Origin of the sequence: Citrobacter sp. C5_2, assembly GCF_014596845.2 — a bacterium.
GTDB lineage: Bacteria > Pseudomonadota > Gammaproteobacteria > Enterobacterales > Enterobacteriaceae > Citrobacter > Citrobacter werkmanii.
Window position 1 is genome coordinate 4,897,756 of record NZ_CP115032.1, and the last position, 25,293, is coordinate 4,923,048.

Here is a 25,293-nt window from a genome sequence, read left to right on the forward strand (position 1 = left end):
ATAAAAATGGCACTGGAAAGCGGGATTGCGCAGTTAGTGGAGGAATTTATCGCGGTGGGGCGCCCCTCTTCTCGTAAGCAGAATATTGATGACCGGAGAGCAGGCTACATCGCCAGTACGATGCTGGCAGGGGAAACAGAAACCCGCGTCCAGGTTGAAGATATTGAACTTGATGCCATGACGTTTCGCGTGGTTTCGCCACGGGACACCATGGGGAAGCTACCCTGTGTTATCTATTATCACGGCGGCTGCTTTGTCAGCGGTGGTTTTGCTACTCACGATAACCAGCTAAGGCAGTTAGCTTTTTACAGCGGCTGTCGCGTAATTGCGGTGCAGTACCGCCTTGCGCCAGAGCACACCTTCCCGGCAGCCCATAACGATGCCGAAGCCGGAGCCAATACTATCTGGAAATATGCCCATAAACTGGGGATAGACCGCGCGAACATTACGCTTGCCGGTGACAGCGCGGGCGGGCATCTGGCGCTTGTCACCGCGCTACGCCTGAAAGCCGCCCGTCAATGGCAACCTGCACAGCTGATGCTGATCTATCCCATGCTGGACGCCACCGCCAGATTTGAGAGCTACGCCCGTAACGGGCAGGATTACATTATCACGCGTGACACGCTGCTTTCAGGCTACGAGATGTATGTGCCGCAAACCGATCCACTGCATCCTGAAGCCAGTCCGCTCTGGCGTGAAGACTTCACCGGTCTGCCACCCACGCACATCATTACTGCCGAATTCGACCCACTGCGCGATGAAGGCGAGGCCCTGTATCAACGGTTCCAGGAACAGGGTGTGGAATGCACTTGCCAGCGCTATCTCGGTGTCATTCATGGCTTTTTCCAGCTCGGAGGCGTGAGCCAGGCGGCACGAAGCGCCATGCGGGATATGGCCTGGCGGCTTGGTCTGTAAGTTTGTTCATATTTTCGTCCACGGGTGCTATCTTGTGTGAATAGATAACACAGAGGACAAACCTATGCCCAGAACTACCAGCATTACAATTGGCGAGCATCTCGATCGTTTTGTTAACGAAATGATTGAAAGTGGGCGCTATGGTTCCACCAGCGAAGTTGTCCGTTCGGCATTACGTTTACTGGAGGAACAAGAATTGCGAAATAGCGCATTACGCGACGCGCTGGAGAATGGGATACACAGCGGCACAAGCGACCTGACTCTACAGGAGGTCGCGCAAAGGAAAAAGCGCAGTCTGAATGTATAAACTCTCTAATCAGGCAGTCGAAGACTTTGAATCTATCTATGAATACACCTGGAGAAAATTCGGTTATTAACAGGCAGATAAATACACTACTGAGATGGAACAGCTTTTTTTACTGTTAGAGAAAAACGCTTTGATGGGGCGCAACCGTTCTGAGATTAAGGAAGGTACCCGTCAATACAATCATCGACAACATGCGATTTTTTATCAAAATGCGGATTATGGCATTCTCATAATCCGCATTTTACATCAGCAAATGAACCCAATATTACATTTCAGCTAGAGGAGCTACTCTTCCTCATTCCCGCCCTCTTCATACGCGCCAAACGGTTTCGCGGGTAGGACAATATACGTGCCTTCAAACACGACGCCTGGCGAGTCATCGCCAAATACCTCGACCTGCATCTTCACACGCGCCTTACGCCCTCTCGCCAGACGGTCGAGATCGCCACTCAGCGAGCCCAGGTCGGCGATGGCGGTAGGCTTCCCGGTGATCGGCCTACTGTAGCGGATATGTGCATCGGCAAGGATAATGGTTCCCCCCAGATGACGTTCGCGCAGCATCAGCCAGATCAGCCCCCACCCCGTTAACGTGGCCAGAGAAAACAGGCTCCCGGCAAACAGAGTATGGTGCGGATTCTGATTCCCCGTCTCGGGCATCGTCGTAATAAATTTCTGCCCGGTATACTGTTGAATACGCACGCCCATTTTCTCACTCAAGGGAATATGTTCGTACCAGGCTTGCTGTAACTGTCCGCACCAGTCACCGCGATGGAGAATATCGTCCAATGTAGCGATGGGCTTAATCATCAAAAAGTGGCGCACCGGCGTGGTTTGCGGTGTGGTGATCTCTCCCTGGCTCACAAACCCCAGTTTGGCGAAAAATTCGACCGCATCTTCACGGGCGCTACAGGTTACCCGCTTTACCCCTTCCTGACGCGCTACAGATTCCAGGGTCATCGCCATCAGCGTACCCAGTCCTTTCTCCTGCACGGAAGGGTCAACGGCCATAAAGCGTATAGAGGCTTCGTTATCCGCATTGATATACAGACGTCCTACCGCGACCAGATTCCCCTCTTCGTCCACCACCATCTGGTGATGCGCCATTGCGTCCCAGGCATCCCGTTCGGAGCCTTTTGGCTGGTGCAACGGTTTACGCAGCATCTCCCAGCGAAACTGGTAGTAACGCTCCAACTCTTCTTCTGTTTGCGGTACTCGAAGGTGATACATAGCTGTACTCTCTCTTGTTGCCCGCGGCCACACCGGTAGCTGGTTCATACTTGTAACCAGAACGTCACGGGGCCATTATTAACCAGCGAAACCTGCATATCCGCAGCGAATCGACCGGTTTGCGTATTCATTTCCTGTTGGCGGCAACGCTCAACAAAGTACTCATACAGTGCTTCTGCCCGATCGGGCGCGGCGCCTTTTGAAAAGCCCGGGCGCATACCGCGCTCAGTATCTGCCGCCAGAGTAAATTGCGAGACCACCAGCACGCTGCCGCCTGACTGCTGCACATTCAGGTTCATTTTGCCTTCGGCATCGCTAAAGATTCGATAACCGAGTACGCGTTCGCACAGGCGGTTCGCTTTTTGTTCGTCATCATCCCTTTCGACACCTAACAGGACCAAAAGTCCTGGGCCAATTTCACCCGTCACCTCGCCCTCCACGGTGACGCTGGCACGGGTTACGCGCTGAATTAATGCAATCATGGTTGCTCTGCTTCTTCTTGTTCTGCGGCTTGTTTAAGTTTGCGGTATTCCCCGAGAGTGACAGTTATTTCCGCGCCTAGCAAGACGATACACCACGTCCAGTACACCCAGACAAATAAAATGGGGATCACCGCAAGAACACCGTAAATGAGCTGATAAGACGGGAACATCGTGATATAGAGCGCAAATCCTTTCTTTCCGGCCTCGAACAATACGGCGGCTACAAAGGCACCAATAACCGCATCCCTGTTAGGTACGCGCGTGGTCGGCACGATGCTATAAAGCAGCCAGAACGAGAGCCAGGAAAGCACCAGCGGGAAAATACGCAGAATGTTATCAATCACCGTGTTGAGATCGCTGGCCCAGCGCAATGACAACAGATAAGAGCTGATCGCCAGGCTGGCCCCCGCCAGTAGAGGTCCCAGCGTTAAAATCATCCAATAAACGGCAAAAGAGTAAACTTTGGGCCGAGTGCGCTTACTACGCCAGATAGTATTCAGCGCATTATCAATGGAATACATCAGTAATAACGCCGTCACAATCAGCCCACATGCCCCGACGGCGGTCATTTTGTTCGAGTTGGCGACAAACTGTTCGATATAACGTTGGATGACGTCTCCCGTCGCCGGGATAAAGTTCGCAAAAATAAAATGGCGTAACTGAATACTGACGTCGGAAAACATCGGAAATGCGGCGAAAAGCGCAAAAACGACGGCAATAAGCGGTACTAATGAAAGCAATGAAACGTAGGCAAGATTTCCTGCCAACGTCGTCATGTTGTCCTCATCAATGCGCTGCCATAGCAGCCTCAGCCAGGCGCGTACGGGCCGCGTATGATGCCTGGCTTGTTGCTGAACATTTTTTAGCATAACAACTTCGCGAAATAGTCAGGAATGGTCGCTTTATCGATGACCTGGATACTGGTAATACCTAACCGGTTAGCCCCTTCAATATTATCGGCGTTATCGTCAAAAAAGACCGCATCGTGCGCAGAAAAACCTTCAGCCTGCAGGACATGCTGGTAAATCCGCGCTTCCGGTTTACGCATGCCCAAATCCTGGGAAAGATAAATATGGTCAGCAGCCTGACGGATCTCGGGGTATTCATCCGGCCAAAACGTTGTGTGCAGACGGTTGGTATTAGACAAGACGACTACCCGATGCCCCTGCTCACGCAGTTTGTGCATGATATCGATAACCTCTGGGCGTAACGCGACAAAAACCGCCTGCCAGCCGTGGGAAAATTGCTCGTAGCTTAGCGGCAGCGCCATCTCGTGGCATAGTGCCTCAGCAAACGCTTCATCGGTTATTTCACCTCGCTCATGCTGGTGAAAAGCCTCGCCCATACTGAAACTTTGCTTTAGCGAAGCTAGCGGTACACGGCTCAGATCGCTCCATGTGCCTAACACGCGATTGAAGTCGATATCGACAATCACATTACCCAAATCAAAGATATAGAGCATGCCCTTCTCCTTATTCGCCGTGGATGAATAACTGTAGCGGGAAAGAAGAAGTTTGACTATGCGCGAATGATGGCTGCGAATTTATCGAGCCATCATTGGAGAGAATTACCCGACCTGAGCATCATCCTGTGACGGACTCACCTGCACAATTTCCACCTGCTGAGACTGGAGCAAATTATGCAATGCGGGACCAGGGTATTCATCGGTAAACAACGCGGTCACCTGAGACACATTGCCAATCTCTACCGCGGCAGAAGCCGTGTATTTCGTATGATCCGCAGCCAGCAGAATATGCCTTGAATGGGCCATCATCGTTTTCACGACGCTGGCCTCGTTGACATCAAACTCCAGCAGCGCACCATCGCTTTCGATCGCCCCCACGCTGGTTACCAGGTAATCAGCGCGAAAATCAGCGACAAATGCCGTGGCGGAAGGACCGATAATGCCACTGTTATGCGGGCGTAACGTTCCACCTGGCACCATAACTTCAAAACGTGGATTGTTATACAGAATATGTGCTACCCGCAGGCTGTTGGTGATAATGCGCAAATGATTATGGTTTAACAGCGCCCGCGCCACCTGCTCAACGGTGGTGCCAATAGTAATAAACACCGTTGACCCATCAGGAATGTAGTCGGCCACCGCTTCGGCGATGGCCTTTTTCTCTTCCGTCCACGAGACTTCACGCTGCTCGAACGCCGTATTCACCACGCTGGAGGCTCTGCCCGCGCCACCATGATGACGCGTAATTAATCCCTGCTCGCTGAGTTTACGAATATCTCGACGCACGGTCTGCGTGGACACATCCAGCAGGCTGGCCAGCTCATCAATATTCATATAACCGCGCTCGCTAATCAGCATCAGTAGCTGATCGTGTCGCGGATTACCGGTCAGTTCGGTAAGACTCATGAAATTTCCTCGAAAAACCATTGCCCTGGCATTTTATACAAAAAGTGACAGAAAAGATCGGGTTTGATCACAGTCAGGGATTCCGGCTCGTCCTCCCGGGCGCGTGCATTTAAGCGCCGCAACACCACTGGCGAACCTGACAGCGTCTTCCGGAGTATTTCCGTTGGCCAGACTGAATGCGATCGCACCGTGAAAAACATCTCCGGCCCCGGTGGTGTCAACAACGTCAACGGTAAAACCAGATTGATGCTGCAAAGTATTATTTTCTATCCAGTCGCAACCGTCACTACCCCTTGTCACATAGACATGTCCATTTGTGAGCGTTTTTGCTTTTTTCAGTCCTACCAGTGGATCGTTTATCCCGGTCATACGCGCCAGACCTGGTTCAGAGAACGCAGCATGATCGCTTAACGTCACCAGCTCACGGATATCCTGCGGCGTTACATCGCCATCCAATACCGTCATGACTCCCGCCCGGCGTGCCAGTGTGAACGCCTGTTTAGTCCCCTCGTGCCAGCGAACATCCGCCAACACCACATCCCACTGGGAAAAATCGATCTCATTGAGCCAGTCAGCGTCATGCAGTAAATCTGGGCTGGGATAGTTAACGATAATTCGTTCCCCTTGTGCATCAACCAGAATTGCCGATTGGGAGGATTGCGCCCCCACGTAGCGTCGGGTGTAGCGGGTATTCACCCCCAGGGATTCCAGCTCCGCCAGCAGGCTATTTCCGGTGTCATCGTCGCCCACACGGCCAATAAAATCCACCTGCGCCCCCAGTTTCGCTGCAGCCACAGCGGCCGTTGCCGCAGGCCCGCCGCCCACTTCCGTATAACGCTTCGCCACATATTTCCCCCCTTCAGTCGGTAACCCCTCTACGTAATAGATGCGATCCATTACGGCAATCCCTACACAAGCAATACGAATCATGGTCATTCCTTAGGCGTTTCAAGATGGGATCATTTTAATTTCACAAAATGTTTAAAAAGTGACGGCTGTCAATTTTTTGACCATAAATTACAAATACGATCAAAAATAGACAAAAACAAACGACCTTAAATGACAAAAAATGACATCCACGTCTCAGGAGAACGTTATGGCAGTTATAGCATTTATCGGATTAGGTCAGATGGGTTCCCCCATGGCGAGCAACTTGCTGAAGCTGGGCCATCAACTCAGCGTCTTTGACGTTAACCCGGATGCCGTTCAGCGCCTGGTGGAAAAAGGTGCACAGCCTGCCAGCAGCCCGGCTCAGGCAGCAAAAGGGGCGGAATTTGTCATCACTATGCTCCCCAACGGCGATCTGGTGCGCAGCGTACTGTTCGGCGAACAGGGCATCTGCGAAAGCCTCTCCCCGCAGGCGTTGGTGATTGATATGTCCACCATTCACCCGCTGCAAACCGACAAACTGATTACCGATATGCGTGCCAAAGGCTTTGACATGATGGATTGCCCGGTTGGACGCACCTCCGATCACGCCATCGCGGGAACGCTGCTGCTGCTGGCGGGCGGAACGCCAGAACAGGTGGAACGCGCCACACCGGTGCTGATAGCGATGGGGAATGAGCTGATCACCGCAGGGGGGCCCGGCATGGGGATCCGCGTGAAGCTCATCAACAATTACATGAGTATCGCGCTGAACGCCCTCTCAGCCGAAGCAGCCGTGTTGTGCGAAGCGCTCGGTCTCTCCTTCGATGTGGCTCTGAAGGTAATGAGCGGCACCCCTGCCGGAAAAGGCCATTTCACTACCTCCTGGCCGAACAAAGTGCTCAAAGGCGATCTTTCTCCCGCCTTCATGATCGATTTAGCTCACAAAGATCTTGGCATCGCGCTGGATGTCGCAAACCTTCTGCATGTGCCGATGCCGCTCGGCGCCGCCTCCCGCGAAGTCTATAACCAGGCACGCGCCGCTGGCCGTGGCCGGGAAGACTGGACCGCAATTCTTGAACAGGTTCGCGCATCCGCCGGGCTAAATAAACACACAGATAAGTAAGGACTGAACAATGACGAAGTACACCCTGAAAGATATCACCCGCGCTTCCGGCGGTTTTGCCATGCTGGCGGTCGATCAGCGCGAAGCCATGCGCTTAATGTTTGCCGCAGCGGGTGCAAAATCCCCGATCAATGACAGCGTGCTGACCGACTTCAAAGTCAATGCGGCGAAGATCCTTTCTCCCTATGCATCCGCCATTCTGGTCGATCAGCAGTTCTGCTACCGCCAGGTCGTAGAGCAAAACGCGGTTGCCAAAAGCTGCGCCATGATTGTTGCCGCTGATGACTTTATTCCGGGTAATGGCATTCCGGTCGATAGCGTGGTGATTGATAAAAAAATTAATCCACAGGCCGTGAAGCAAGATGGCGCCAAGGCTCTCAAACTGCTGGTGCTGTGGCGTAGTGATGAAGATGCCCAGCAGCGTCTGGATATGGTCAAAGAATTCAATGAGCTATGCCATTCCAATGGTCTACTGAGCATTATTGAGCCGGTTGTTCGTCCACCGCGTCGTGGCGATAAGTTCGATCGCGAACAGGCCATTATCGATGCCGCGAAAGAGCTGGGCGATAGCGGTGCCGATCTCTACAAGGTCGAGATGCCGCTGTACGGCAAAGGGACCCAACAGGAATTGCTCAGCGCCTCTCAGCGTCTGCATGAAAACATCAACATGCCGTGGGTCATTCTCTCCTCTGGTGTGGATGAAAAACTGTTCCCACGCGCGGTCAGTGTGGCGATGACCGCTGGCGCATCCGGCTTCCTGGCCGGGCGTGCTGTCTGGTCATCAGTTATTGGCCTGCCGGACACCGAACTGATGCTGCGCGACGTTTCCGCACCTAAGTTGCAGCGTCTGGGCGATATCGTCGACGAAATGATGGCCCGCCGTTAATCGAGGATCAAAACATGAAATGGTTTAACACCTTAAGCCACAATCGCTGGCTGGAGCAGGAAACTGACCGCATCTTTAACTTTGGTAAAAATGCTGCTGTTCCTACCGGTTTTGGCTGGCTGGGAAATAGTGGTCAGGTCAGAGCGGATATGGGAACACATCTGTGGATCACCGCCCGCATGCTGCACGTTTACTCCGTTGCCGCATCCATGGGTCGCCCCGGCGCATATCAGCTAGTCGATCACGGAATTAAAGCGCTGAATGGCGCGCTACGCGACACACGTTACGGAGGCTGGTACGCCTGCGTAAATGACGAAGGCGTGATGGATGCCTCCAAACAGGGCTATCAGCATTTCTTCGTCTTGCTTGGTGCAGCCAGCGCGGTCACTACCGGGCATCCACAGGCCAGACAATTGCTGGATGACGCTATCGAAGTGATTGAGAAGTACTTCTGGAGCGAAGATGAGCAGATGTGTCTGGAGTCCTGGGACGAAGCCTTCAGCCAGACGGAAGATTACCGCGGCGGCAACGCCAACATGCACGCGGTTGAAGCCTTCCTGATCGTTTATGACGTTACCCATGACCGCAAATGGCTTGATCGCGCGCTACGTATCGCATCGGTAATTATTCACGACGTGGCTCGCAGGGGTGAGTATCGCGTCAACGAACACTTCGATTCACAGTGGAACCCAATCCGCGATTACAACAAAGATAATCCAGCGCATCGTTTCCGCGCCTACGGCGGCACGCCGGGCCACTGGATCGAATGGGGCCGCCTGATGTTGCATCTGCATGCTGCGCTGGAGGCCCGCTTTGAAACGCCTCCCACCTGGTTGCTGGAAGATGCTAAGGGTCTGTTCCACGCCACTATCCGCGATGCCTGGGCGCCGGACGGCGCAGACGGCTTTGTCTACTCGGTGGACTGGGACGGAAAACCCATCGTGCGTGAAAGAGTGCGTTGGCCGATAGTCGAGGCCATGGGCACCGCTTACGCCCTCTACACCCTCACTGGCGACAGCCAGTACGAAGCCTGGTATCAGAAGTGGTGGGATTACTGCATCACGTATCTGATGGACTACGAGACCGGTTCATGGTGGCAGGAGCTGGATACCGATAACAAGGTAACTACCAAAGTCTGGGACGGTAAGCAGGATATTTACCATCTGCTGCACTGCCTCGTGATCCCACGTTTGCCGCTGGCTCCGGGTCTTGCTCCGGCGGTGGCAGCCGGTCTGCTGGATATCAACGCCAAATAAGTCACGAGGTGAGCAGTCATGCATAGCGGTGGAAAAACCCTTCATCTTCAGGCTGGCCATTACCAGGCGAAAATCGTCACGGTTGGCGCTGGGTTAGCAGAATTGACGCACCGTGGGCGTCACGTCGTTATTCCACATAAGCCGGAAGAGATGCCGCTGGCGCATTTGGGAAAAGTGTTAATTCCCTGGCCAAACCGCGTTGCAGACGGCTGCTATCAACATAACGGCAAGACCTATCAGCTTGCCGTTAACGACCCTGTTTTGCATACCGCCATTCATGGATTACTGGCCTGGCGCGACTGGCAGATTAACCAACTGTCGAACACGGAAGTGTCGCTGACGATTTTTCTACCGCCTTCTTATGGTTATCCCTTTGCGCTGTATTCAGAGGTGAATTACCGGCTGGATGCTCCCCGCGGACTGCACGTTTTTATTCGTACCCAGAATGTGGGCGATGAAACTGCACCGTATGGCGCGGGAGCACATCCCTACCTGACCTGCAATTTGCAACCCATCGATAGCTGCGAATTAACGCTCCCGATGAGTGCAGAAATGTGTGATGAACGCAATTTCACAACGCCGCGCTTAATCGCGCAAACCACTCTCGATCATACATTCAGGAGCTTGCAGCCTGACGCTGGGTGGGAGGTCAGGATGACCAGCCCCGCTCAAAACATGTCGACGTATTTACGCAGCCACCAGCCCTGGCTGCAGGTGTATACCGGCGAAAAATTAGCACGCCGCGGCCTGGCGGTAGAACCGATGACCTGCCCGCCCGACGCCTTTAACTCCGGGATTAGCCTGATTCATCTCGCGCCCGGAGAAACGCATCAAATGCATTTTTTAATCGGCAGTGAATAACAGATTTCCGACAAATTACCGAAATACCCTATTTTTACGGAGACGAAAATGAATTCGCTACAACAATGGTCCACCGCATTAGAACTGACGACGTTACAAAATGGATTTACACTGACGTACCACCAGCGCCCGATCTTACGTCACAGCGCAGAGACCCCTTGCCTGTGGATTGGCGCTGGCGTTGCCGACATTGATATGTTCCGCGGTAACTTCAGCATTAAAGACAAGCTCAATGAGAAGATTGCCCTGACCGACGCCACGGTAAGCGAGTCTCCTGAAGGCTGGCGGGTAGATTTCAGCCGCGGTAATACTATCAACGCCACGCTGCACATCTCTACCGATGAACAGGGTCGTTTGAAGCTCGCCCTTCATAACGAGGAACGCAGCCATAACCGTATCTGGCTGCGTCTGGCCGCTAACCCAGACGACCATATTTACGGCTGCGGCGAACAGTTCTCTTATTTCGATTTGCGCGGTAAGCCATTCCCACTGTGGACCAGCGAACAGGGCGTGGGCCGCAACAAAAAAAGCTATGTCACCTGGCAGGCCGACTGCAAAGAAAATGCTGGCGGTGACTACTACTGGACCTTCTTCCCACAACCAACCTTTGTCAGTACGCAGAAGTATTATTGCCACGTTGATAACAGCTGCTATATGAATTTCGACTTCAGCGCGCCGGAGTATCACGAACTGGCGTTGTGGGAGGATAAAACCACCCTGCGCTTTGAGTGCGCTGACACTTACATCTCCCTGCTGGAGAAATTAACCGCATTGTTAGGCCGCCAGCCGGAGCTGCCGGACTGGATTTACGACGGCGTCACGCTGGGCATTCAGGGCGGGACTGAGATTTGCCAGAACAAACTGGACACCATGCGTAACGCTGGCGTGAAAGTTAACGGCATCTGGGCACAGGACTGGTCCGGGATCCGCATGACCTCCTTTGGTAAGCGCGTGATGTGGAACTGGAAATGGAACAGCGACAACTACCCGCAACTGGACAGTCGTATTAAGCAGTGGAAAGAAGAAGGCGTGCAGTTCCTCTCCTATATCAACCCGTACGTCGCCAGCGACAAAGATCTCTGCGCTGAAGCAGCCAAACACGGTTATCTGGCGAAAGATGCTTCTGGCGATGACTATCTGGTTGAGTTCGGCGAGTTTTACGGCGGCGTAGTCGATCTGACCAACCCCGAAGCTTACGGCTGGTTCAAAGAAGTGATCAAAAAGAACATGATCGCGCTGGGCTGCGGTGGCTGGATGGCCGACTTTGGCGAATACCTGCCAACCGACACTTACCTGCACAACGGCGTCAGCGCCGAAATTATGCATAATGCGTGGCCCGCACTGTGGGCGAAATGTAACTACGAAGCGCTACAGGAGACCGGCAAGCTCGGCGAGATCCTGTTCTTTATGCGTGCGGGCTACACCGGCAGCCAGAAATACTCCACCATGATGTGGGCGGGCGATCAGAACGTTGACTGGAGCCTCGACGATGGTCTGGCCTCGGTCGTTCCTGCCGCGCTGTCGCTGGCGATGACCGGCCACGGTCTGCACCATAGCGATATCGGTGGTTACACCACGTTGTTTGACATGAAACGCAGCAAAGAGCTGTTGCTACGCTGGTGTGATTTCAGCGCCTTCACCCCGATGATGCGCACCCATGAAGGTAACCGCCCGGGCGATAACTGGCAGTTTGATGGCGATGTAGAAACCATTGCCCACTTTGCCCGCATGACCACCGTCTTCACCACCCTGAAGCCGTATCTCAAACAGGCCGTCGCGCAAAACAGCGCCACCGGTCTGCCGGTGATGCGCCCGCTGTTCCTGCATTACGAAGACGATGCGCGTACTTACACCCTGAAGTATCAGTACCTGCTGGGACAAGATTTGCTGGTAGCGCCAGTTCACGAACAGGGACGCAGCGACTGGACGCTGTATCTGCCAGAGGATAGCTGGATCAACGTCTGGACCGGGGAAACTTACCAGGGGGGTGAAATTACCGTGGATGCGCCTATTGGCCAGCCTCCGGTGTTTTATCGCGCGAAGAGTGAATGGGCATCACTGTTTGCCACTTTACGCAACATCTAACACGGCTCGCCCGCGGGGCAACTCGCGGGCACATGGAGAATAATAATGAGTCAGACTTCCTCTAATCCGGCAACCCTACGCTTGCCGTTCAAAGAAAAACTCGCCTATGGGATGGGTGATTTAGGCTCCAATATCCTGCTGGACATTGGTACGCTCTATTTACTCAAGTTTTATACTGATGTCCTTGTTTTACCGGGAACTTATGGCGGTATCATTTTCCTTATCGCCAAGTTTTTTACCGCGTTTACCGATATGGGCACCGGGATTATGCTCGATTCGCGCCGCAAAATCGGCCCGAAAGGAAAATTCCGTCCATTCGTCCTTTATGCCGCATTTCCGGTTACCTTGCTGGCGATTGCCAACTTTGTCGGTACACCGTTTGAAGTCACCGGTAAAACGGTCATGGCAACGGTGCTGTTTATGCTGTACGGGCTGTTCTTCAGCATGATGAACTGCTCTTACGGCGCGATGGTGCCTGCAATCACGAAAAACCCGGACGAACGCGCGTCGCTGGCCGCCTGGCGACAAGGAGGCGCAACTCTCGGGCTGCTGCTGTGCACCGTCGGCTTTGTACCGGTAATGAACCTGATCGAAGGCAATTCACAGCTGGCTTATATTTTCGCCGCCACGTTGTTTTCGCTATTTGGCCTGTTATTCATGTGGTTGTGCTATGCCGGTGTAAAAGAACGCTACGTGGAAGTGAAACCCGTGGATGCCGCGCAAAAACCGGGATTGCTGCAATCCTTCCGCGCCATCGCCGGTAACCGCCCGCTATTTATTCTGTGCATTGCCAACCTTTGCACGCTGGGCGCATTCAACGTCAAGCTGGCGATTCAGGTCTATTACACCCAGTACGTACTGAACGATCCGATCCTCCTTTCCTGGATGGGTTTTTTCAGCATGGGCTGTATCTTCATTGGCGTCTTCCTGATGCCTGGGATGGTCAGACGTTTTGGTAAGAAGAAGGTTTATATTGGCGGACTGCTGATTTGGGTCGCGGGCGATCTGCTTAACTACTTCCTTGGCGGTGGCTCAGTCAGCTTTGTCGCCTTCTCTTGTCTGGCGTTCTTCGGCTCAGCCTTCGTTAATAGTCTGAACTGGGCGCTGGTCTCCGATACGGTGGAATATGGCGAATGGCGTACCGGCGTACGCTCTGAAGGCACGGTATACACTGGCTTCACCTTCTTCCGTAAAGTTTCACAGGCGCTGGCAGGCTTCTTCCCTGGCTGGATGCTGACGCAAATCGGCTACGTCCCCAACGTGGTGCAATCTGCGAGCACGGTCGAAGGTTTGCGGCAGCTGATCTTTATTTATCCGTGTGCCCTGGCAGTTATCACCATCGTGGCAATGGGCTGTTTCTACAATCTCAACGAAAAGATGTATGTCCGCATCGTTGAAGAGATAGAAGCACGTAAACAACCCGTTTGATAATAATGAATAGCGCTCTACGGGGCGCTATTGAGGAGCGATTATGTCTTTTCATGATCCGCTAACGCTAAAACTGAGCCTGCGTGAAAAATTCGCCTACGGAGTAGGTGACTTCGGCTCAAATTTGATGCTGTGTATCGGCACGCTGTATCTGCTTAAATTTTATACCGATGAACTAGGGATGCCTGCATATTACGGTGGGATTATCTTTCTGGTGGCGAAGTTCTTCACCGCCTTTACCGATATGCTGACTGGTGTATTGCTGGACTCCAGGCGAAATATTGGCACAAAAGGAAAATTCAGACCCTTTATTTTATATGCGTCATTCCCTGTCGCAATCGTTGCCAGCGCGCAGTTTTTAGCAACAGATTTTACGCTCACGGTGAAAACCGGGCTGGCGACGGTGCTGTTTATGCTGTTTGGTCTGTTCTATAGCCTGATGAACTGCTCCTACGGCGCGATGGTGCCTGCTATCACGAAAAACCCACATGAACGCGCTCAGCTCGCCGCCTGGCGTCAGGGCGGTGCAACCATGGGCCTGCTATTGTGTACCGTTGGCTTTATGCCGATTCAGGCGCTATTTGTCAGTTCCCCCTCATTGGGTTATCTGATTGCCGCATTGCTCTTTTCAGTCTGCGGGCTGTTCAGCATGTGGTGGTGCTTTAGCGGTGTGAAAGAACGTTATATCGAAATCGTGCCAGATCACCATAAGCCCAGCATTCTCAAATCATTCTGTGCCATTTTCCGTAATCCCCCGCTGCTGGTGCTGTGTGTTGCCAACCTGTGCACACTGGCCGCATTCAACATCAAACTGGCAATCCAGGTGTATTACACCCAGTACGTGCTCAATGATATTCATCTGCTGTCGTGGATGGGTTTTTTCAGCATGGGATGCATTCTGGTCGGCGTGCTACTGGTTCCCGCGACTGTGAAACGCTTCGGTAAAAAGCAAGTTTATCTCGGCGGTTTGGCATTATGGGCTGTCGGTGATGTTCTGAACTTTTTCTGGGGCAGTACGTCATTTTTGTTCGTAACATTCTCCTGTATGGCCTTCTTCGGGACAGCATTCGTCAACAGCCTGAACTGGGCGTTGGTTCCGGATACGGTCGATTATGGCGAATGGAAAACGGGAATCCGCGCGGAAGGTTCGGTGTATACGGGTTATACCTTTTCTCGCAAAATTTCCGCTGCGCTCGCGGGTTTCCTGCCAGGCATCATGCTGACGCAAATCGGTTATATTCCCAACATAACCCAGAGCGATGCCACCCTGCTTGGCCTGCGTCAGCTTATTTTTCTGTGGCCTTGCGGACTGGCTATTATCGCTGCATTCACGATGGGTTTATTTTATAAACTCAATGAAACGCGTTTTGCTTTTATTATTGAGGAAATCAGCCAACGGAAGAAAAACAACACTCAAGCGGATCCTGTTACCACTAAAAATAATACCTCTGCTGTAAACGTATAAAAATAATTGCCGCTTATTCCATCTTAATGGATGGCGGCCTCCCTACGCTTAAAAAATGGATTTATTATGAAAAAGTTAACAACACTAATTCTCTTATCCTCTGTTATGTCTACTTCTGTTTTTGCAGGCGCCTATGTCGAGAACCGCGAGGCATATAATCTGGCATCCGATCAGATAGAAGTGATGATGCGCGTTGGCTATAACTCCGATATGGGCGCAGGTATCATGCTCACCAACACCTACACCATGCAACGCAAAGATGAGTTAAAACACGGCTATAACGAAATAGAAGGTTGGTATCCTTTATTTAAACCGACGGATAAATTAACTATCCAGCCCGGCGGGTTGATCAACGATAAGAGTACGGGTTCCGGTGGCGCTGCCTACCTGGATGTTAACTATAAATTTACCCCGTGGTTTAATCTTACCGTACGTAATCGTTATAACCATAATAACTACAGTTCAACCGATCTAAACGGTGATCAGGATAATAACGATACCTATGAAATAGGTAACTACTGGAATTTTACTATCACCGATAAGTTTTCCTATACCTTTGAGCCGCACTATTTTATACGAGTCAATGACTTCAACAGCAGTAACGGAAAAGATCATCACTGGGAAATTACAAATACCTTTAAGTATCGTATCAATGAACACTGGCTACCCTATCTGGAGTTACGCTGGTTAGATCGCAATGTGGAACCTTATCATCGCGAGCAAAATCAGATTCGTATTGGGGCAAAGTATTTCTTCTGATACTCCCAAGATAAAAAAAAGCCGCTGATAACCAGCGGCTTTTTTATGCTTACCTGAGAAAGAGCGTTAATTACTCTTCTTTCGCGCCACGCATTGCACGGCGACGATCGTTTTCAGTCAGGTGACGCTTACGGATACGGATAGAGGTTGGAGTCACTTCTACCAGTTCGTCGTCATCGATGAATTCCAGAGCCTGCTCCAGAGTCATCTTAACCGGCGGAACCAGAACCGTTGCTTCGTCAGTACCGGACGCACGCATGTTGGTCAGTTTCTTACCGGTCAGGCAGTTTACGGTCAGGTCGTTAGAGCGGCTGTGAATACCGATGATCTGGCCTTCGTAAACTTCAGCACCGTGACCCAGGAACAGCTTACCGCGGTCCTGCAGGCTGAACAGTGCGAACGCAACTGCTTTACCCTGGCCGTTGGAGATCAGTACGCCGTTCTGACGCTGACCCACATCACCCGCACGAACGTCGTCGTAGTGGCTGAAGGTGGAATACAGCAGACCGGTACCAGAGGTCATGGTCATGAATTCTGAACGGAAGCCGATCAGACCACGGCTTGGGATCACGTAGTCAAGACGTACGCGGCCTTTGCCATCTGGATTCATGTTTTTCAGATCGCCTTTACGCTCACCCAGAGCCTGCATCACAGAACCCTGATGCTGCTCTTCAACGTCCAGCGTTACGTTTTCGAACGGCTCTTGTTTACGGCCATCGATTTCGCGGAAGATAACTTTCGGACGGGAAACCGCCATTTCGAAACCTTCACGACGCATGTTTTCGATCAGAACAGACAGGTGCAGCTCACCACGACCGGACACACGGAACGCATCCGCATCTTCGGTTTCTTCAACGCGCAGCGCAACGTTGTGCACCAGCTCTTTGTTCAGGCGGTCAAGGATCTGACGAGAGGTAACATATTTACCTTCTTTACCACAGAACGGAGAGGTGTTTACGCAGAAGAACATGGTTACGGTCGGTTCATCAACGGACAGAGCCGGCAGCGCTTCGACATTCTGCGGGTCGCAGATGGTGTCGGAGATGTTCAGTTCGCCCAGACCGGTGATCGCGATGATATCGCCTGCTTCGGCAATATCACTCTCGATACGTTCCAGACCCAGGTGGGTCAGAACTTTACCGACTTTACCGTTGCGGGTTTTGCCTTCGCTATCAATGATAGTGATCTGCTGGTTCGGTTTAACTTTACCGCGTTTGATGCGGCCGATACCGATAACGCCAACGTAGTTGTTGTAGTCCAGCTGAGAGATTTGCATCTGCAGCGGGCCGTCAAGGTCTACGTTCGGAGCCGGTACACGATCAACGATGGTCTGATACAGCGGAGTCATGTCTTCCGCCATATCTTCGTGATCCAGACCTGCGATACCGTTCAGCGCGGAAGCGTAAACGATCGGGAAGTCCAGCTGTTCGTCGGTAGCGTCGAGGTTAACGAACAGGTCGAATACCTGATCAACAACCCAGTCAGGGCGCGCGCCAGGACGGTCAACTTTGTTGATAACAACAATTGGCTTCAGGCCATGGGCAAAGGCTTTTTTGGTCACGAAGCGCGTCTGCGGCATCGGACCATCCATTGCATCCACCACCAGCAGCACGGAGTCGACCATGGACATTACACGTTCAACTTCACCACCGAAGTCGGCGTGCCCCGGGGTGTCAACGATGTTGATACGGTAGTCATTCCATTTGATAGCGGTGTTTTTAGCGAGGATGGTAATCCCACGCTCTTTCTCCAAATCGTTGGAGTCCATCACGCGCTCTTGGGTTTCAGCACGTGCATCGAACGTACCGGATTGTTGGAGCAGCTTGTCTACCAGGGTCGTTTTACCATGGTCTACGTGCGCGATGATGGCGATGTTACGCAAATTTTCGATCACAACTTTGCCTCAGGCATTTTAGAAATAGCGCGTTATTGTACACGGATTAATCGCAGTACAAAACAGGATCACAAACATCCTCCGCAAACAAGTATTGCAGAGTTTCTTTGTGATCACATTCACGGAGCGTTAAAAGGGGTAATCTGGGGTGCGTTGCACCAATATGGTGCTTAATGTTCACATTAAAGCACTATAATGGTGCAATACATCCTTCATGGTGCAGCCCCTTTGCACGATAGTGCGCATGATAACGCCTTTTAGGGGCAATTTAAAAGTTGGCACAGATTTCGCTTTATCTTTTTTACGGCGACACGGCCAATTTTTTGCAGAATTGAAGACTTCGTTACCACGACGACCATGACCAATCCGGGAGAGTAAGTATGTCCGCTGAACACGTTTTGACGATGCTGAACGAACACGAAGTGAAGTTTGTTGATTTGCGCTTCACTGATACTAAAGGTAAAGAACAGCACGTCACTATTCCTGCTCATCAGGTAAATGCCGAATTCTTTGAAGAAGGCAAAATGTTTGACGGCTCCTCAATCGGTGGCTGGAAAGGCATTAACGAATCAGACATGGTTCTGATGCCAGATGCGTCTACTGCACTCATTGACCCGTTCTATGAAGAGTCCACCCTGATCATCCGTTGTGATATCCTGGAACCCGGTACGCTGCAGGGCTACGACCGCGACCCGCGTTCCATCGCTAAACGCGCTGAAGAGTACCTGCGTTCTACCGGCATCGCAGACACCGTTCTGTTCGGACCAGAGCCAGAGTTCTTCCTGTTTGACGACATCCGTTTCGGCGCGTCCATTTCCGGTTCCCACGTGGCTATCGATGATATCGAGGGCGCATGGAACTCCTCCACCAAATACGAAGGTGGTAACAAAGGTCACCGTCCGGGCGTGAAAGGCGGTTACTTCCCGGTTCCTCCGGTAGATTCTTCTCAGGACATCCGTTCTACCATGTGTCTGATCATGGAAGAAATGGGCCTGGTCGTTGAAGCGCATCACCACGAAGTAGCGACTGCTGGTCAGAACGAAATCGCGACCCGCTTCAACACCATGACCAAAAAAGCGGACGAAATTCAGATCTACAAATATGTGGTTCACAACGTCGCTCACCGTTTCGGTAAAACCGCGACCTTTATGCCAAAACCAATGTTTGGCGATAACGGTTCCGGCATGCACTGCCACATGTCCCTGTCCAAGAACGGCGTAAACCTGTTCTCCGGTGACAAATATGCGGGTCTGTCTGAGCAGGCGCTGTACTACATCGGCGGCGTTATCAAACACGCTAAAGCGATCAACGCCCTGGCGAACCCGACCACCAACTCCTACAAGCGTCTGGTCCCGGGTTACGAAGCGCCGGTAATGCTGGCTTACTCTGCCCGTAACCGTTCTGCTTCTATCCGTATTCCGGTAGTGGCTTCTCCGAAAGCGCGTCGTATCGAAGTGCGCTTCCCGGACCCGGCTGCTAACCCGTACCTGTGCTTCGCCGCGCTGCTGATGGCGGGTCTTGACGGTATTAAGAACAAGATCCACCCGGGTGAAGCGATGGACAAAAACCTGTACGACCTGCCGCCTGAAGAAGCGAAGGAGATCCCACAGGTTGCAGGTTCTCTGGAAGAAGCACTGAAAGAACTGGATCTGGACCGCGAGTTCCTGACTGCAGGCGGCGTGTTCACCAATGAAGCGATCGATGCGTACATTGCGCTGCGTCGTGAAGAAGATGACCGTGTGCGCATGACGCCGCACCCGGTAGAGTTTGAGCTGTACTACAGCGTTTAATCGTTTGAGTTGCCGTGGAAACTTTAGCCTGTTTCTGACAGGTTTGAGGTTGATGGCAAACATTACGATGCCCGATGGCGCAACCTTATCGGACCTACCGGGCAACCACCTTGTAGGCCGGATAAGGCGAAGCCGCCATCCGGCATCACGGTTTGTCAGCAATCTGTAGCCCATCCCAGGATGGGCTTTTTTCTCCACTAACAACCTGCTTTCTCGCGCTTTTTATCCATAAAAAGCTATAATGCACTAAAATGGTGCAACACTTTTCAGGAGACTGCTGAATGGCAACCGGCACGCTGCCCGATGCTGGGCAGATCCTCAATTCTTTAATCAATAGCATCTTACTCGTCGACGATGAGCTGTCGATACATTACGCCAACCCGGCGGCGCAACAACTGCTCGCCCAAAGCTCCCGCAAACTGTTTGGTACACCGCTGCCCGATCTGTTGAGTTATTTTTCGTTAAACATCGGACTGATGCGTGAGAGCCTGGAAGCTGGTCAGGGCTTTACGGATAACGAAGTGACGCTGGTGATAGACAGCCACTCGCATATCCTCTCTGTCACCGCCCAGAGGCTGCCTGATGGGCTTATCCTGCTGGAGATGGCGCCAATGGATAACCAGCGCCGTCTGAGTCAGGAACAGCTCCAGCATGCCCAGCAAATTGCCGCCCGCGATCTGGTACGCGGTCTGGCGCATGAAATTAAAAACCCGTTGGGCGGTTTACGCGGCGCGGCGCAGCTTCTCAGTAAAGCGCTCCCGGACCCGGCGCTGACCGAATATACCAAAGTTATTATTGAGCAGGCCGACCGCCTGCGTAATCTGGTCGACCGTCTGTTAGGACCGCAACAACCGGGCATGCATATCACGGAAAGTATTCACAAAGTGGCGGAGCGTGTGGTGGCGCTGGTTTCGATGGAAGTGCCAGAAAACGTTACGCTAATTCGTGATTACGATCCGAGCCTGCCTGAGTTATTGCACGACCCGGACCAGATAGAACAGGTCCTGCTGAATATCGTGCGCAATGCCCTGCAAGCGTTAGGGCCGGAAGGCGGCGAGATCGTCCTGCGTACCCGCACTGCGTTTCAGCTCACGCTGCACGGCGTGCGTTACCGTCTGGCGGCGCGGATCGATGTTGAGGATAACGGCCCGGGTATTCCCCCTCATTTGCAGGACACGCTGTTCTACCCAATGGTCAGCGGTCGCGAGGGCGGTACCGGCCTTGGATTATCCATCGCCCGTAATTTAATTGATCAGCATTCCGGCAAAATTGAATTTACCAGTTGGCCGGGTCATACCGAGTTCTCGGTTTACCTGCCTATCAGGAAATAAAGGTGACGTTTATGCAACGAGGAATAGTCTGGGTCGTTGATGACGATAGTTCCATCCGTTGGGTGCTAGAACGTGCGCTCGCAGGAGCTGGTCTGAGCTGTACCGCATTTGAAAGCGGTAAAGAGGTACTGGATGCACTGGCCAGCAAAACACCGGACGTGCTGTTGTCAGACATTCGCATGCCGGGTATGGATGGTCTGACCCTGTTAAAACAGATCAAACAGCGTCATCCGATGCTTCCGGTCATCATAATGACGGCGCATTCCGATCTGGATGCCGCCGTCAGCGCCTACCAGCAAGGGGCGTTTGATTATCTGCCCAAACCTTTTGATATTGACGAAGCTGTGGCGCTGGTCGAACGCGCCATCAGTCATTATCAGGAACAGCAGCAGCCGCGTAATGTACAAATCCACGGTCCAACGACCGACATCATTGGCGAAGCGCCGGCGATGCAGGATGTTTTTCGCATTATTGGCCGGCTTTCGCGTTCTTCAATCAGCGTATTGATTAATGGTGAGTCTGGGACTGGTAAAGAGCTGGTCGCTCATGCCCTACACCGCCACAGCCCACGCGTCAAAGCGCCGTTTATCGCGCTGAACATGGCGGCTATCCCGAAAGATTTGATCGAGTCTGAACTGTTCGGTCATGAGAAAGGGGCGTTTACCGGGGCAAATACCATTCGTCAGGGGCGTTTTGAGCAGGCTGACGGTGGTACGCTGTTCCTCGACGAAATCGGCGATATGCCGCTGGACGTGCAAACGCGTTTACTGCGCGTATTAGCCGATGGACAGTTCTACCGTGTGGGTGGTTATGCGCCGGTGAAGGTGGATGTACGCATCATCGCCGCCACGCATCAGAATCTGGAACTGCGCGTACAGGAAGGCAAATTCCGTGAAGATTTATTCCACCGTCTGAATGTCATTCGCGTTCATTTGCCCCCGCTGCGTGAACGTCGGGAAGACATCCCTCGCCTGGCACGTCATTTCCTGCAGGAAGCGGCCCGCGAGCTGGGGGTGGAAGCCAAGCAATTACATCCCGAAACCGAGGCAGCGCTTACGCGTCTGGCCTGGCCGGGCAACGTACGCCAGCTTGAAAACACCTGCCGCTGGTTAACCGTCATGGCTGCCGGACAGGAAGTATTGATTCAGGACTTGCCGACCGAGCTTTTTGAAACCAGCGTGCCAGACGCGCCGTCCACTATGCAGCCGGACAGTTGGGCAACGCTGTTAGCGCAGTGGGCAGACCGGGCATTACGTTCCGGTCATCAAAACTTGCTTTCTGAAGCTCAACCAGAGATGGAGCGCACGCTGTTGACCACCGCGCTGCGTCATACCCAGGGGCATAAACAGGAAGCAGCGCGTTTGCTCGGCTGGGGCCGTAATACCTTGACGCGTAAGTTAAAAGAACTCGGAATGGAGTGACGATCGGTCGCTGTGTAAAGATTGATAATTGAGCGCAAATAGCTGCTATTTTGCGCTTTACTGTTCCGATGAGTTAAGTATGATCGTGCCCGGCTAACGGGGAGAAGTCATCATGCTGGAATCAATGATTAATCTGCTGTCGAGCGGTGCGGTCGAAAGCCATACGCCACAAACTGCGGTTGCCGCAGTGCTGTGCGCGGCGCTGGTTGGACTGTTCAGCTAGTGGGTTTGTCGGGTGGCGCTGCGCTTACCCGACCTACGTATTGATATTTCGTAGGCCCGGTAAGCGCAGCGCCACCGGGCAACCCGGCTAAATGACGCGTGAGAACTGCTGCATCCGCGCTTTCTGGCGCAGATAGGCATCAAAGCACATGCAAATATTCCGAATCAGCAGGCGGCCCTTAGGCGTAACCTGAATCCCCTTCTCATTCACATCCACCAGCCCATCCTTCGCCAGCGGCGCCAGCAGTTTCAGGTCTTCGGCAAAATAGTCAGCAAAATTCAGATCCCATTGCTGTTCCACGGCGGCATAGTCGAGGCGGAAGTTGCAGATCAGCAGCTTAATCACATCCCGACGAATACAGTCATCGCGGGTCAGCGCAATTCCACGCCATAACGCGTTCCCCTGCTCGTCTACCTGCTGATAATAGCGCTTCAGCTCTTTTTGGTTCTGCGCGTAGTTGTCGCCAATCATACTGATGGCCGATACACCCATCCCCAAAAGATCGGTATCCCCCTGGGTGGTATACCCCTGGAAATTACGATGCAGCACACCTTTGCGTTGAGCAATCGCCAGTTCGTCATCCGGGCGAGCAAAGTGATCCATGCCAATGAACTGATAACCGGTTTCGGTCAGTGACGAGATGGTCTCCTGCAGGATATCCAGCTTCTGTTGCGCGCTGGGCAGGTCGGCATCTTTGATTTTGCGCTGAGCAGCAAACAGCGTTGGCAAATGCGCGTAGTTAAAAACGCTCAATCGGTCTGGATTCAGCTCAGCCACACGTTTCAGGGTAAAGGCAAAGCTCTCCGGCGTCTGTTTTGGCAGGCCATAAATCAGATCGATGTTCGTCGAGGTAAAGCCAATCTCCCGCGCATGATTCAGCAGCGCAAAGATAAATTCTTCATCCTGCTCACGGTTAACCAGACGCTGAACTTCTTTATTGAAATCCTGTACGCCCATGCTCAGGCGATTAAAACCTTCAGCACGTAAGTGATCGAGTACATCCAGCTCAATTTCACGCGGATCAACTTCGATCGAGATTTCCGCGTCCGCATTAAAGTTGAAGTTGCCACGCAGCAACGACATCAAACGACTGATTTGCGCTTTATTCAGGTACGTTGGCGTGCCGCCGCCCCAGTGCAGTTGGCTGACATGGCGTCCGGCAAACAGCGGTGCGCGATGAATGATCTCTTGTTCTAACACATCGAGGTATTGATCGGCTTTATGCTGCTGGCGCGTCACAACCTTGTTGCAGCCGCAGAAGTAACACAGTTTATGGCAGAACGGGATGTGAACGTACAACGAGAGCGGACGCTCAGGGTAACGCGCCACAGCGTTTAAAAACGCCTCGGCGCCGTAGTCTTCAGAAAACTCCAGCGCGGTTGGGTACGAGGTATATCGTGGCCCGGAATAGTTATATTTCTGGATCAGGGCCAGGTCCCAGTCTATTAGCTGCTCTGACATGCTCACTCCTTCCGATGGCGTCTCTGGCGGGTACGGCGTACCGGCTTAACCCCTGTGCGAGTAATAAGCCGGTTGCGCAGCCACTTCTGTCGCCGCGACAACCGCTGTAGTTTAACGAATAACCACACCAGATAACATATAACCGGAAGGGTTATAAGCAGGACGGGAAGACCCACGGTGTAAAACCGTTAGTTGCCGCCTTTCAGCAGGCGCATCATGTCTTCCTGTTTTTCTTCTTCTTCCTCGTCTTCCTCATCATCGTAAGAGAGACCCAGCTTTTGCATCAGCTCATCAATGCGATCCAGCTTGGCATCAACCCAGGTCTGATCTTCCGCACTCAGGGTTTCTCCTGCTTCAAGACGTTCCAACAGCGCATCCAGGCGCTCATCCGTTTCCAGTAAATCCAACTCAGCCTGTGGTGAAAGCATAGGTTTCTCACTCTTCGGTTTGTGCTGTTTGGTGACTTTTTCGGTCACGCCCAATGGAATGGGGGTTTTACTGCCAATACGAGGATCTTGTTGCTTATTTTGCTTTCCGCCACCAGATGCGCCATCGCTTCCGGACGCACGGCTACCCGCCGCATGACCACGGTGTTTTTTCTGGCGCTTACGGTCGCGAGCTTCCTGGTTAATTTCTTCGCGTGTTTTACGACGCGCTTTTGCAGGACCTTTACCGCGTGGTGTAGAAGTTGGTTTCATCATGATTCGTCTTTGGCTGTTTTTATTCAGTATATATTTGCGCCGGAATCTAGCAGAAATAAAGAAAAAAGGCGACAGAGTAATCTGTCGCCTTTTTTCCTGACTCTCAACCCTTACGGGCTCTACTATCCCTGTTGGCTATCAACACACCCTGTTTTTCCCTTAGCCTGAAACATTCCGTGTTGTTTCCATTTCCTTTTACTAACGTCTCCGGACGTTTGTCTTCCTGACAATCCTGTGTCTTCGCCTCCTGGCGCTCCTGACCCTCATCCTGAGTCGTCTATCCTGTCAGCTTCCTCGCTATGGGCACTACTTTACCGTTTTGGCTTAAACGTACAAGTAACCAAGGTAACAATTTCGGATTTTAAGAATACTGCCTAACCGTAACCCTATGATTTATTTAGGACATGTCATTTTTTACCCTGTCATCTCGTATAGAT

The 25,293-nt window shown here is 52.4% G+C and carries 23 protein-coding genes and 2 pseudogenes; 15 read left to right on the forward strand and 10 right to left on the reverse strand.

Annotation, left to right across the window (positions count from 1 at the left end):
• Positions 1–6 precede the first annotated feature (6 nt).
• The 3 genes and pseudogenes from ICA20_RS23750 (at position 7) to ICA20_RS23760 (ending at position 1,502) form a co-directional block, all read left to right on the forward strand.
• Positions 7–915 carry an alpha/beta hydrolase gene (locus ICA20_RS23750; protein ID WP_038635890.1) on the forward strand — a complete coding sequence of 303 codons (909 nt, stop codon included), beginning with the start codon at positions 7–9 and terminating at the stop codon, positions 913–915.
• Positions 916–979: 64 nt separating this feature from the next.
• Positions 980–1,222 (forward strand): type II toxin-antitoxin system ParD family antitoxin, encoded by a 243-nt coding sequence (locus ICA20_RS23755; protein WP_038635888.1) that lies wholly within the window; start codon positions 980–982, stop codon positions 1,220–1,222.
• Positions 1,215–1,502, forward strand: a pseudogene (locus ICA20_RS23760) (type II toxin-antitoxin system RelE/ParE family toxin). The gene ICA20_RS23755 and the pseudogene ICA20_RS23760 overlap by 8 nt, the downstream one beginning before the upstream one ends.
• A gap of 5 nt (positions 1,503–1,507) precedes the next feature.
• On the opposite strand, the gene fabY reads toward ICA20_RS23760, so the two are convergent.
• The 6 genes from fabY to ICA20_RS23790 all read right to left on the reverse strand — a co-directional run bounded on the left by fabY (position 1,508) and on the right by ICA20_RS23790 (position 6,232).
• Positions 1,508–2,449, reverse strand: a complete 942-nt coding sequence (gene fabY / locus ICA20_RS23765) for a fatty acid biosynthesis protein FabY (protein ID WP_032940213.1) — start codon at positions 2,447–2,449, stop codon at positions 1,508–1,510.
• A gap of 44 nt (positions 2,450–2,493) precedes the next feature.
• Complete coding sequence (gene dtd, locus ICA20_RS23770) at positions 2,494–2,931, reverse strand: D-aminoacyl-tRNA deacylase (RefSeq protein ID WP_038635885.1); 438 nt, start codon at positions 2,929–2,931, stop codon at positions 2,494–2,496.
• A complete protein-coding gene (locus ICA20_RS23775) occupies positions 2,928–3,800 on the reverse strand; it encodes a virulence factor BrkB family protein (protein ID WP_038635882.1) in 873 nt (290 codons plus the stop codon). Before ICA20_RS23775 ends, dtd begins: the two co-directional genes overlap by 4 nt.
• Positions 3,794–4,393, reverse strand: a complete 600-nt coding sequence (gene yihX / locus ICA20_RS23780) for a glucose-1-phosphatase (protein WP_038635879.1) — start codon at positions 4,391–4,393, stop codon at positions 3,794–3,796. Before yihX ends, ICA20_RS23775 begins: the two co-directional genes overlap by 7 nt.
• Before the next feature lie 105 nt (positions 4,394–4,498).
• Complete coding sequence (locus tag ICA20_RS23785) at positions 4,499–5,302, reverse strand: DeoR/GlpR family DNA-binding transcription regulator (RefSeq protein ID WP_038635877.1); 804 nt, start codon at positions 5,300–5,302, stop codon at positions 4,499–4,501.
• 33 nt (positions 5,303–5,335) lie between these two features.
• Entirely contained in the window at positions 5,336–6,232 is an 897-nt protein-coding gene (locus tag ICA20_RS23790) for a sugar kinase (protein WP_038635874.1), read from the reverse strand.
• A gap of 166 nt (positions 6,233–6,398) precedes the next feature.
• On the opposite strand from ICA20_RS23790, the gene yihU reads away from it, so the two are divergent.
• The 8 genes from yihU (at position 6,399) to ompL (ending at position 16,035) form a co-directional block, all read left to right on the forward strand.
• Complete coding sequence (yihU, locus tag ICA20_RS23795) at positions 6,399–7,295, forward strand: sulfolactaldehyde 3-reductase (protein WP_038635871.1); 897 nt, start codon at positions 6,399–6,401, stop codon at positions 7,293–7,295.
• Between the two features lie 10 nt (positions 7,296–7,305).
• Entirely contained in the window at positions 7,306–8,181 is an 876-nt protein-coding gene (gene yihT, locus ICA20_RS23800) for a sulfofructosephosphate aldolase (protein ID WP_038635868.1), read from the forward strand.
• A 14-nt stretch (positions 8,182–8,195) separates the two neighbouring features.
• The gene (gene yihS, locus ICA20_RS23805) at positions 8,196–9,437 is read left to right on the forward strand and encodes a sulfoquinovose isomerase (RefSeq protein WP_038635866.1); all 1,242 of its coding nucleotides are present in this window, start codon (positions 8,196–8,198) and stop codon (positions 9,435–9,437) included.
• Positions 9,438–9,455: 18 nt separating this feature from the next.
• Positions 9,456–10,298: an aldose-1-epimerase gene (locus tag ICA20_RS23810; RefSeq protein ID WP_038635862.1), complete on the forward strand. Its 843-nt coding sequence runs from the start codon at positions 9,456–9,458 to the stop codon at positions 10,296–10,298.
• A gap of 48 nt (positions 10,299–10,346) precedes the next feature.
• Positions 10,347–12,383, forward strand: a complete 2,037-nt coding sequence (locus ICA20_RS23815; RefSeq protein WP_038635859.1) for an alpha-glucosidase — start codon at positions 10,347–10,349, stop codon at positions 12,381–12,383.
• 45 nt (positions 12,384–12,428) lie between these two features.
• Complete coding sequence (locus ICA20_RS23820) at positions 12,429–13,811, forward strand: MFS transporter (RefSeq protein ID WP_149282302.1); 1,383 nt, start codon at positions 12,429–12,431, stop codon at positions 13,809–13,811.
• 43 nt (positions 13,812–13,854) lie between these two features.
• Complete coding sequence (locus ICA20_RS23825; protein ID WP_038635853.1) at positions 13,855–15,276, forward strand: MFS transporter; 1,422 nt, start codon at positions 13,855–13,857, stop codon at positions 15,274–15,276.
• A 66-nt stretch (positions 15,277–15,342) separates the two neighbouring features.
• Positions 15,343–16,035, forward strand: a complete 693-nt coding sequence (ompL, locus tag ICA20_RS23830; protein WP_038635850.1) for a porin OmpL — start codon at positions 15,343–15,345, stop codon at positions 16,033–16,035.
• Positions 16,036–16,105: 70 nt separating this feature from the next.
• Here ompL and typA read toward each other — a convergent pair whose 3' ends face one another.
• Entirely contained in the window at positions 16,106–17,929 is a 1,824-nt protein-coding gene (gene typA, locus ICA20_RS23835) for a ribosome-dependent GTPase TypA (RefSeq protein WP_003028641.1), read from the reverse strand.
• Positions 17,930–18,309: 380 nt separating this feature from the next.
• Here typA and glnA point away from each other — a divergent pair, with 380 nt between their 5' ends.
• The 4 genes from glnA to ICA20_RS23855 all read left to right on the forward strand — a co-directional run bounded on the left by glnA (position 18,310) and on the right by ICA20_RS23855 (position 22,694).
• Entirely contained in the window at positions 18,310–19,719 is a 1,410-nt protein-coding gene (gene glnA, locus ICA20_RS23840) for a glutamate--ammonia ligase (protein ID WP_038635848.1), read from the forward strand.
• Between the two features lie 281 nt (positions 19,720–20,000).
• The gene (glnL, locus tag ICA20_RS23845; protein ID WP_038635845.1) at positions 20,001–21,050 is read left to right on the forward strand and encodes a nitrogen regulation protein NR(II); all 1,050 of its coding nucleotides are present in this window, start codon (positions 20,001–20,003) and stop codon (positions 21,048–21,050) included.
• An 11-nt stretch (positions 21,051–21,061) separates the two neighbouring features.
• Entirely contained in the window at positions 21,062–22,471 is a 1,410-nt protein-coding gene (gene glnG, locus ICA20_RS23850; protein ID WP_038642954.1) for a nitrogen regulation protein NR(I), read from the forward strand.
• A 112-nt stretch (positions 22,472–22,583) separates the two neighbouring features.
• Complete coding sequence (locus ICA20_RS23855) at positions 22,584–22,694, forward strand: YshB family small membrane protein (RefSeq protein ID WP_003028631.1); 111 nt, start codon at positions 22,584–22,586, stop codon at positions 22,692–22,694.
• Between the two features lie 87 nt (positions 22,695–22,781).
• On the opposite strand, the gene hemN is transcribed toward ICA20_RS23855, so the two are convergent.
• From hemN to ICA20_RS23870, 3 genes and pseudogenes are all read right to left on the reverse strand, one after another.
• Positions 22,782–24,155, reverse strand: coding sequence for an oxygen-independent coproporphyrinogen III oxidase (gene hemN / locus ICA20_RS23860; protein ID WP_038635842.1), 1,374 nt, complete (start codon positions 24,153–24,155; stop codon positions 22,782–22,784).
• Positions 24,156–24,343: 188 nt separating this feature from the next.
• Positions 24,344–24,856 carry a Der GTPase-activating protein YihI gene (gene yihI, locus ICA20_RS23865; RefSeq protein ID WP_038635839.1) on the reverse strand — a complete coding sequence of 171 codons (513 nt, stop codon included), beginning with the start codon at positions 24,854–24,856 and terminating at the stop codon, positions 24,344–24,346.
• Positions 24,857–24,959: 103 nt separating this feature from the next.
• Positions 24,960–25,208: pseudogene (locus tag ICA20_RS23870) on the reverse strand (hypothetical protein).
• Between the last annotated feature and the right edge of the window lie 85 nt (positions 25,209–25,293).

Coding starts and splice junctions, on each gene's coding strand:
- ICA20_RS23750 (WP_038635890.1), top strand. CDS start 7: ATGGCACTGGAAAGCGGGATTGCGCAGTTAGTGGAGGAATTTATCGCG.
- ICA20_RS23755 (WP_038635888.1), top strand. CDS start 980: ATGCCCAGAACTACCAGCATTACAATTGGCGAGCATCTCGATCGTTTT.
- fabY (WP_032940213.1), bottom strand. CDS start 2,449: ATGTATCACCTTCGAGTACCGCAAACAGAAGAAGAGTTGGAGCGTTAC.
- dtd (WP_038635885.1), bottom strand. CDS start 2,931: ATGATTGCATTAATTCAGCGCGTAACCCGTGCCAGCGTCACCGTGGAG.
- ICA20_RS23775 (WP_038635882.1), bottom strand. CDS start 3,800: ATGCTAAAAAATGTTCAGCAACAAGCCAGGCATCATACGCGGCCCGTA.
- yihX (WP_038635879.1), bottom strand. CDS start 4,393: ATGCTCTATATCTTTGATTTGGGTAATGTGATTGTCGATATCGACTTC.
- ICA20_RS23785 (WP_038635877.1), bottom strand. CDS start 5,302: ATGAGTCTTACCGAACTGACCGGTAATCCGCGACACGATCAGCTACTG.
- ICA20_RS23790 (WP_038635874.1), bottom strand. CDS start 6,232: ATGATTCGTATTGCTTGTGTAGGGATTGCCGTAATGGATCGCATCTAT.
- yihU (WP_038635871.1), top strand. CDS start 6,399: ATGGCAGTTATAGCATTTATCGGATTAGGTCAGATGGGTTCCCCCATG.
- yihT (WP_038635868.1), top strand. CDS start 7,306: ATGACGAAGTACACCCTGAAAGATATCACCCGCGCTTCCGGCGGTTTT.
- yihS (WP_038635866.1), top strand. CDS start 8,196: ATGAAATGGTTTAACACCTTAAGCCACAATCGCTGGCTGGAGCAGGAA.
- ICA20_RS23810 (WP_038635862.1), top strand. CDS start 9,456: ATGCATAGCGGTGGAAAAACCCTTCATCTTCAGGCTGGCCATTACCAG.
- ICA20_RS23815 (WP_038635859.1), top strand. CDS start 10,347: ATGAATTCGCTACAACAATGGTCCACCGCATTAGAACTGACGACGTTA.
- ICA20_RS23820 (WP_149282302.1), top strand. CDS start 12,429: ATGAGTCAGACTTCCTCTAATCCGGCAACCCTACGCTTGCCGTTCAAA.
- ICA20_RS23825 (WP_038635853.1), top strand. CDS start 13,855: ATGTCTTTTCATGATCCGCTAACGCTAAAACTGAGCCTGCGTGAAAAA.
- ompL (WP_038635850.1), top strand. CDS start 15,343: ATGAAAAAGTTAACAACACTAATTCTCTTATCCTCTGTTATGTCTACT.
- glnA (WP_038635848.1), top strand. CDS start 18,310: ATGTCCGCTGAACACGTTTTGACGATGCTGAACGAACACGAAGTGAAG.
- glnL (WP_038635845.1), top strand. CDS start 20,001: ATGGCAACCGGCACGCTGCCCGATGCTGGGCAGATCCTCAATTCTTTA.
- glnG (WP_038642954.1), top strand. CDS start 21,062: ATGCAACGAGGAATAGTCTGGGTCGTTGATGACGATAGTTCCATCCGT.
- ICA20_RS23855 (WP_003028631.1), top strand. CDS start 22,584: ATGCTGGAATCAATGATTAATCTGCTGTCGAGCGGTGCGGTCGAAAGC.
- hemN (WP_038635842.1), bottom strand. CDS start 24,155: ATGTCAGAGCAGCTAATAGACTGGGACCTGGCCCTGATCCAGAAATAT.
- yihI (WP_038635839.1), bottom strand. CDS start 24,856: ATGATGAAACCAACTTCTACACCACGCGGTAAAGGTCCTGCAAAAGCG.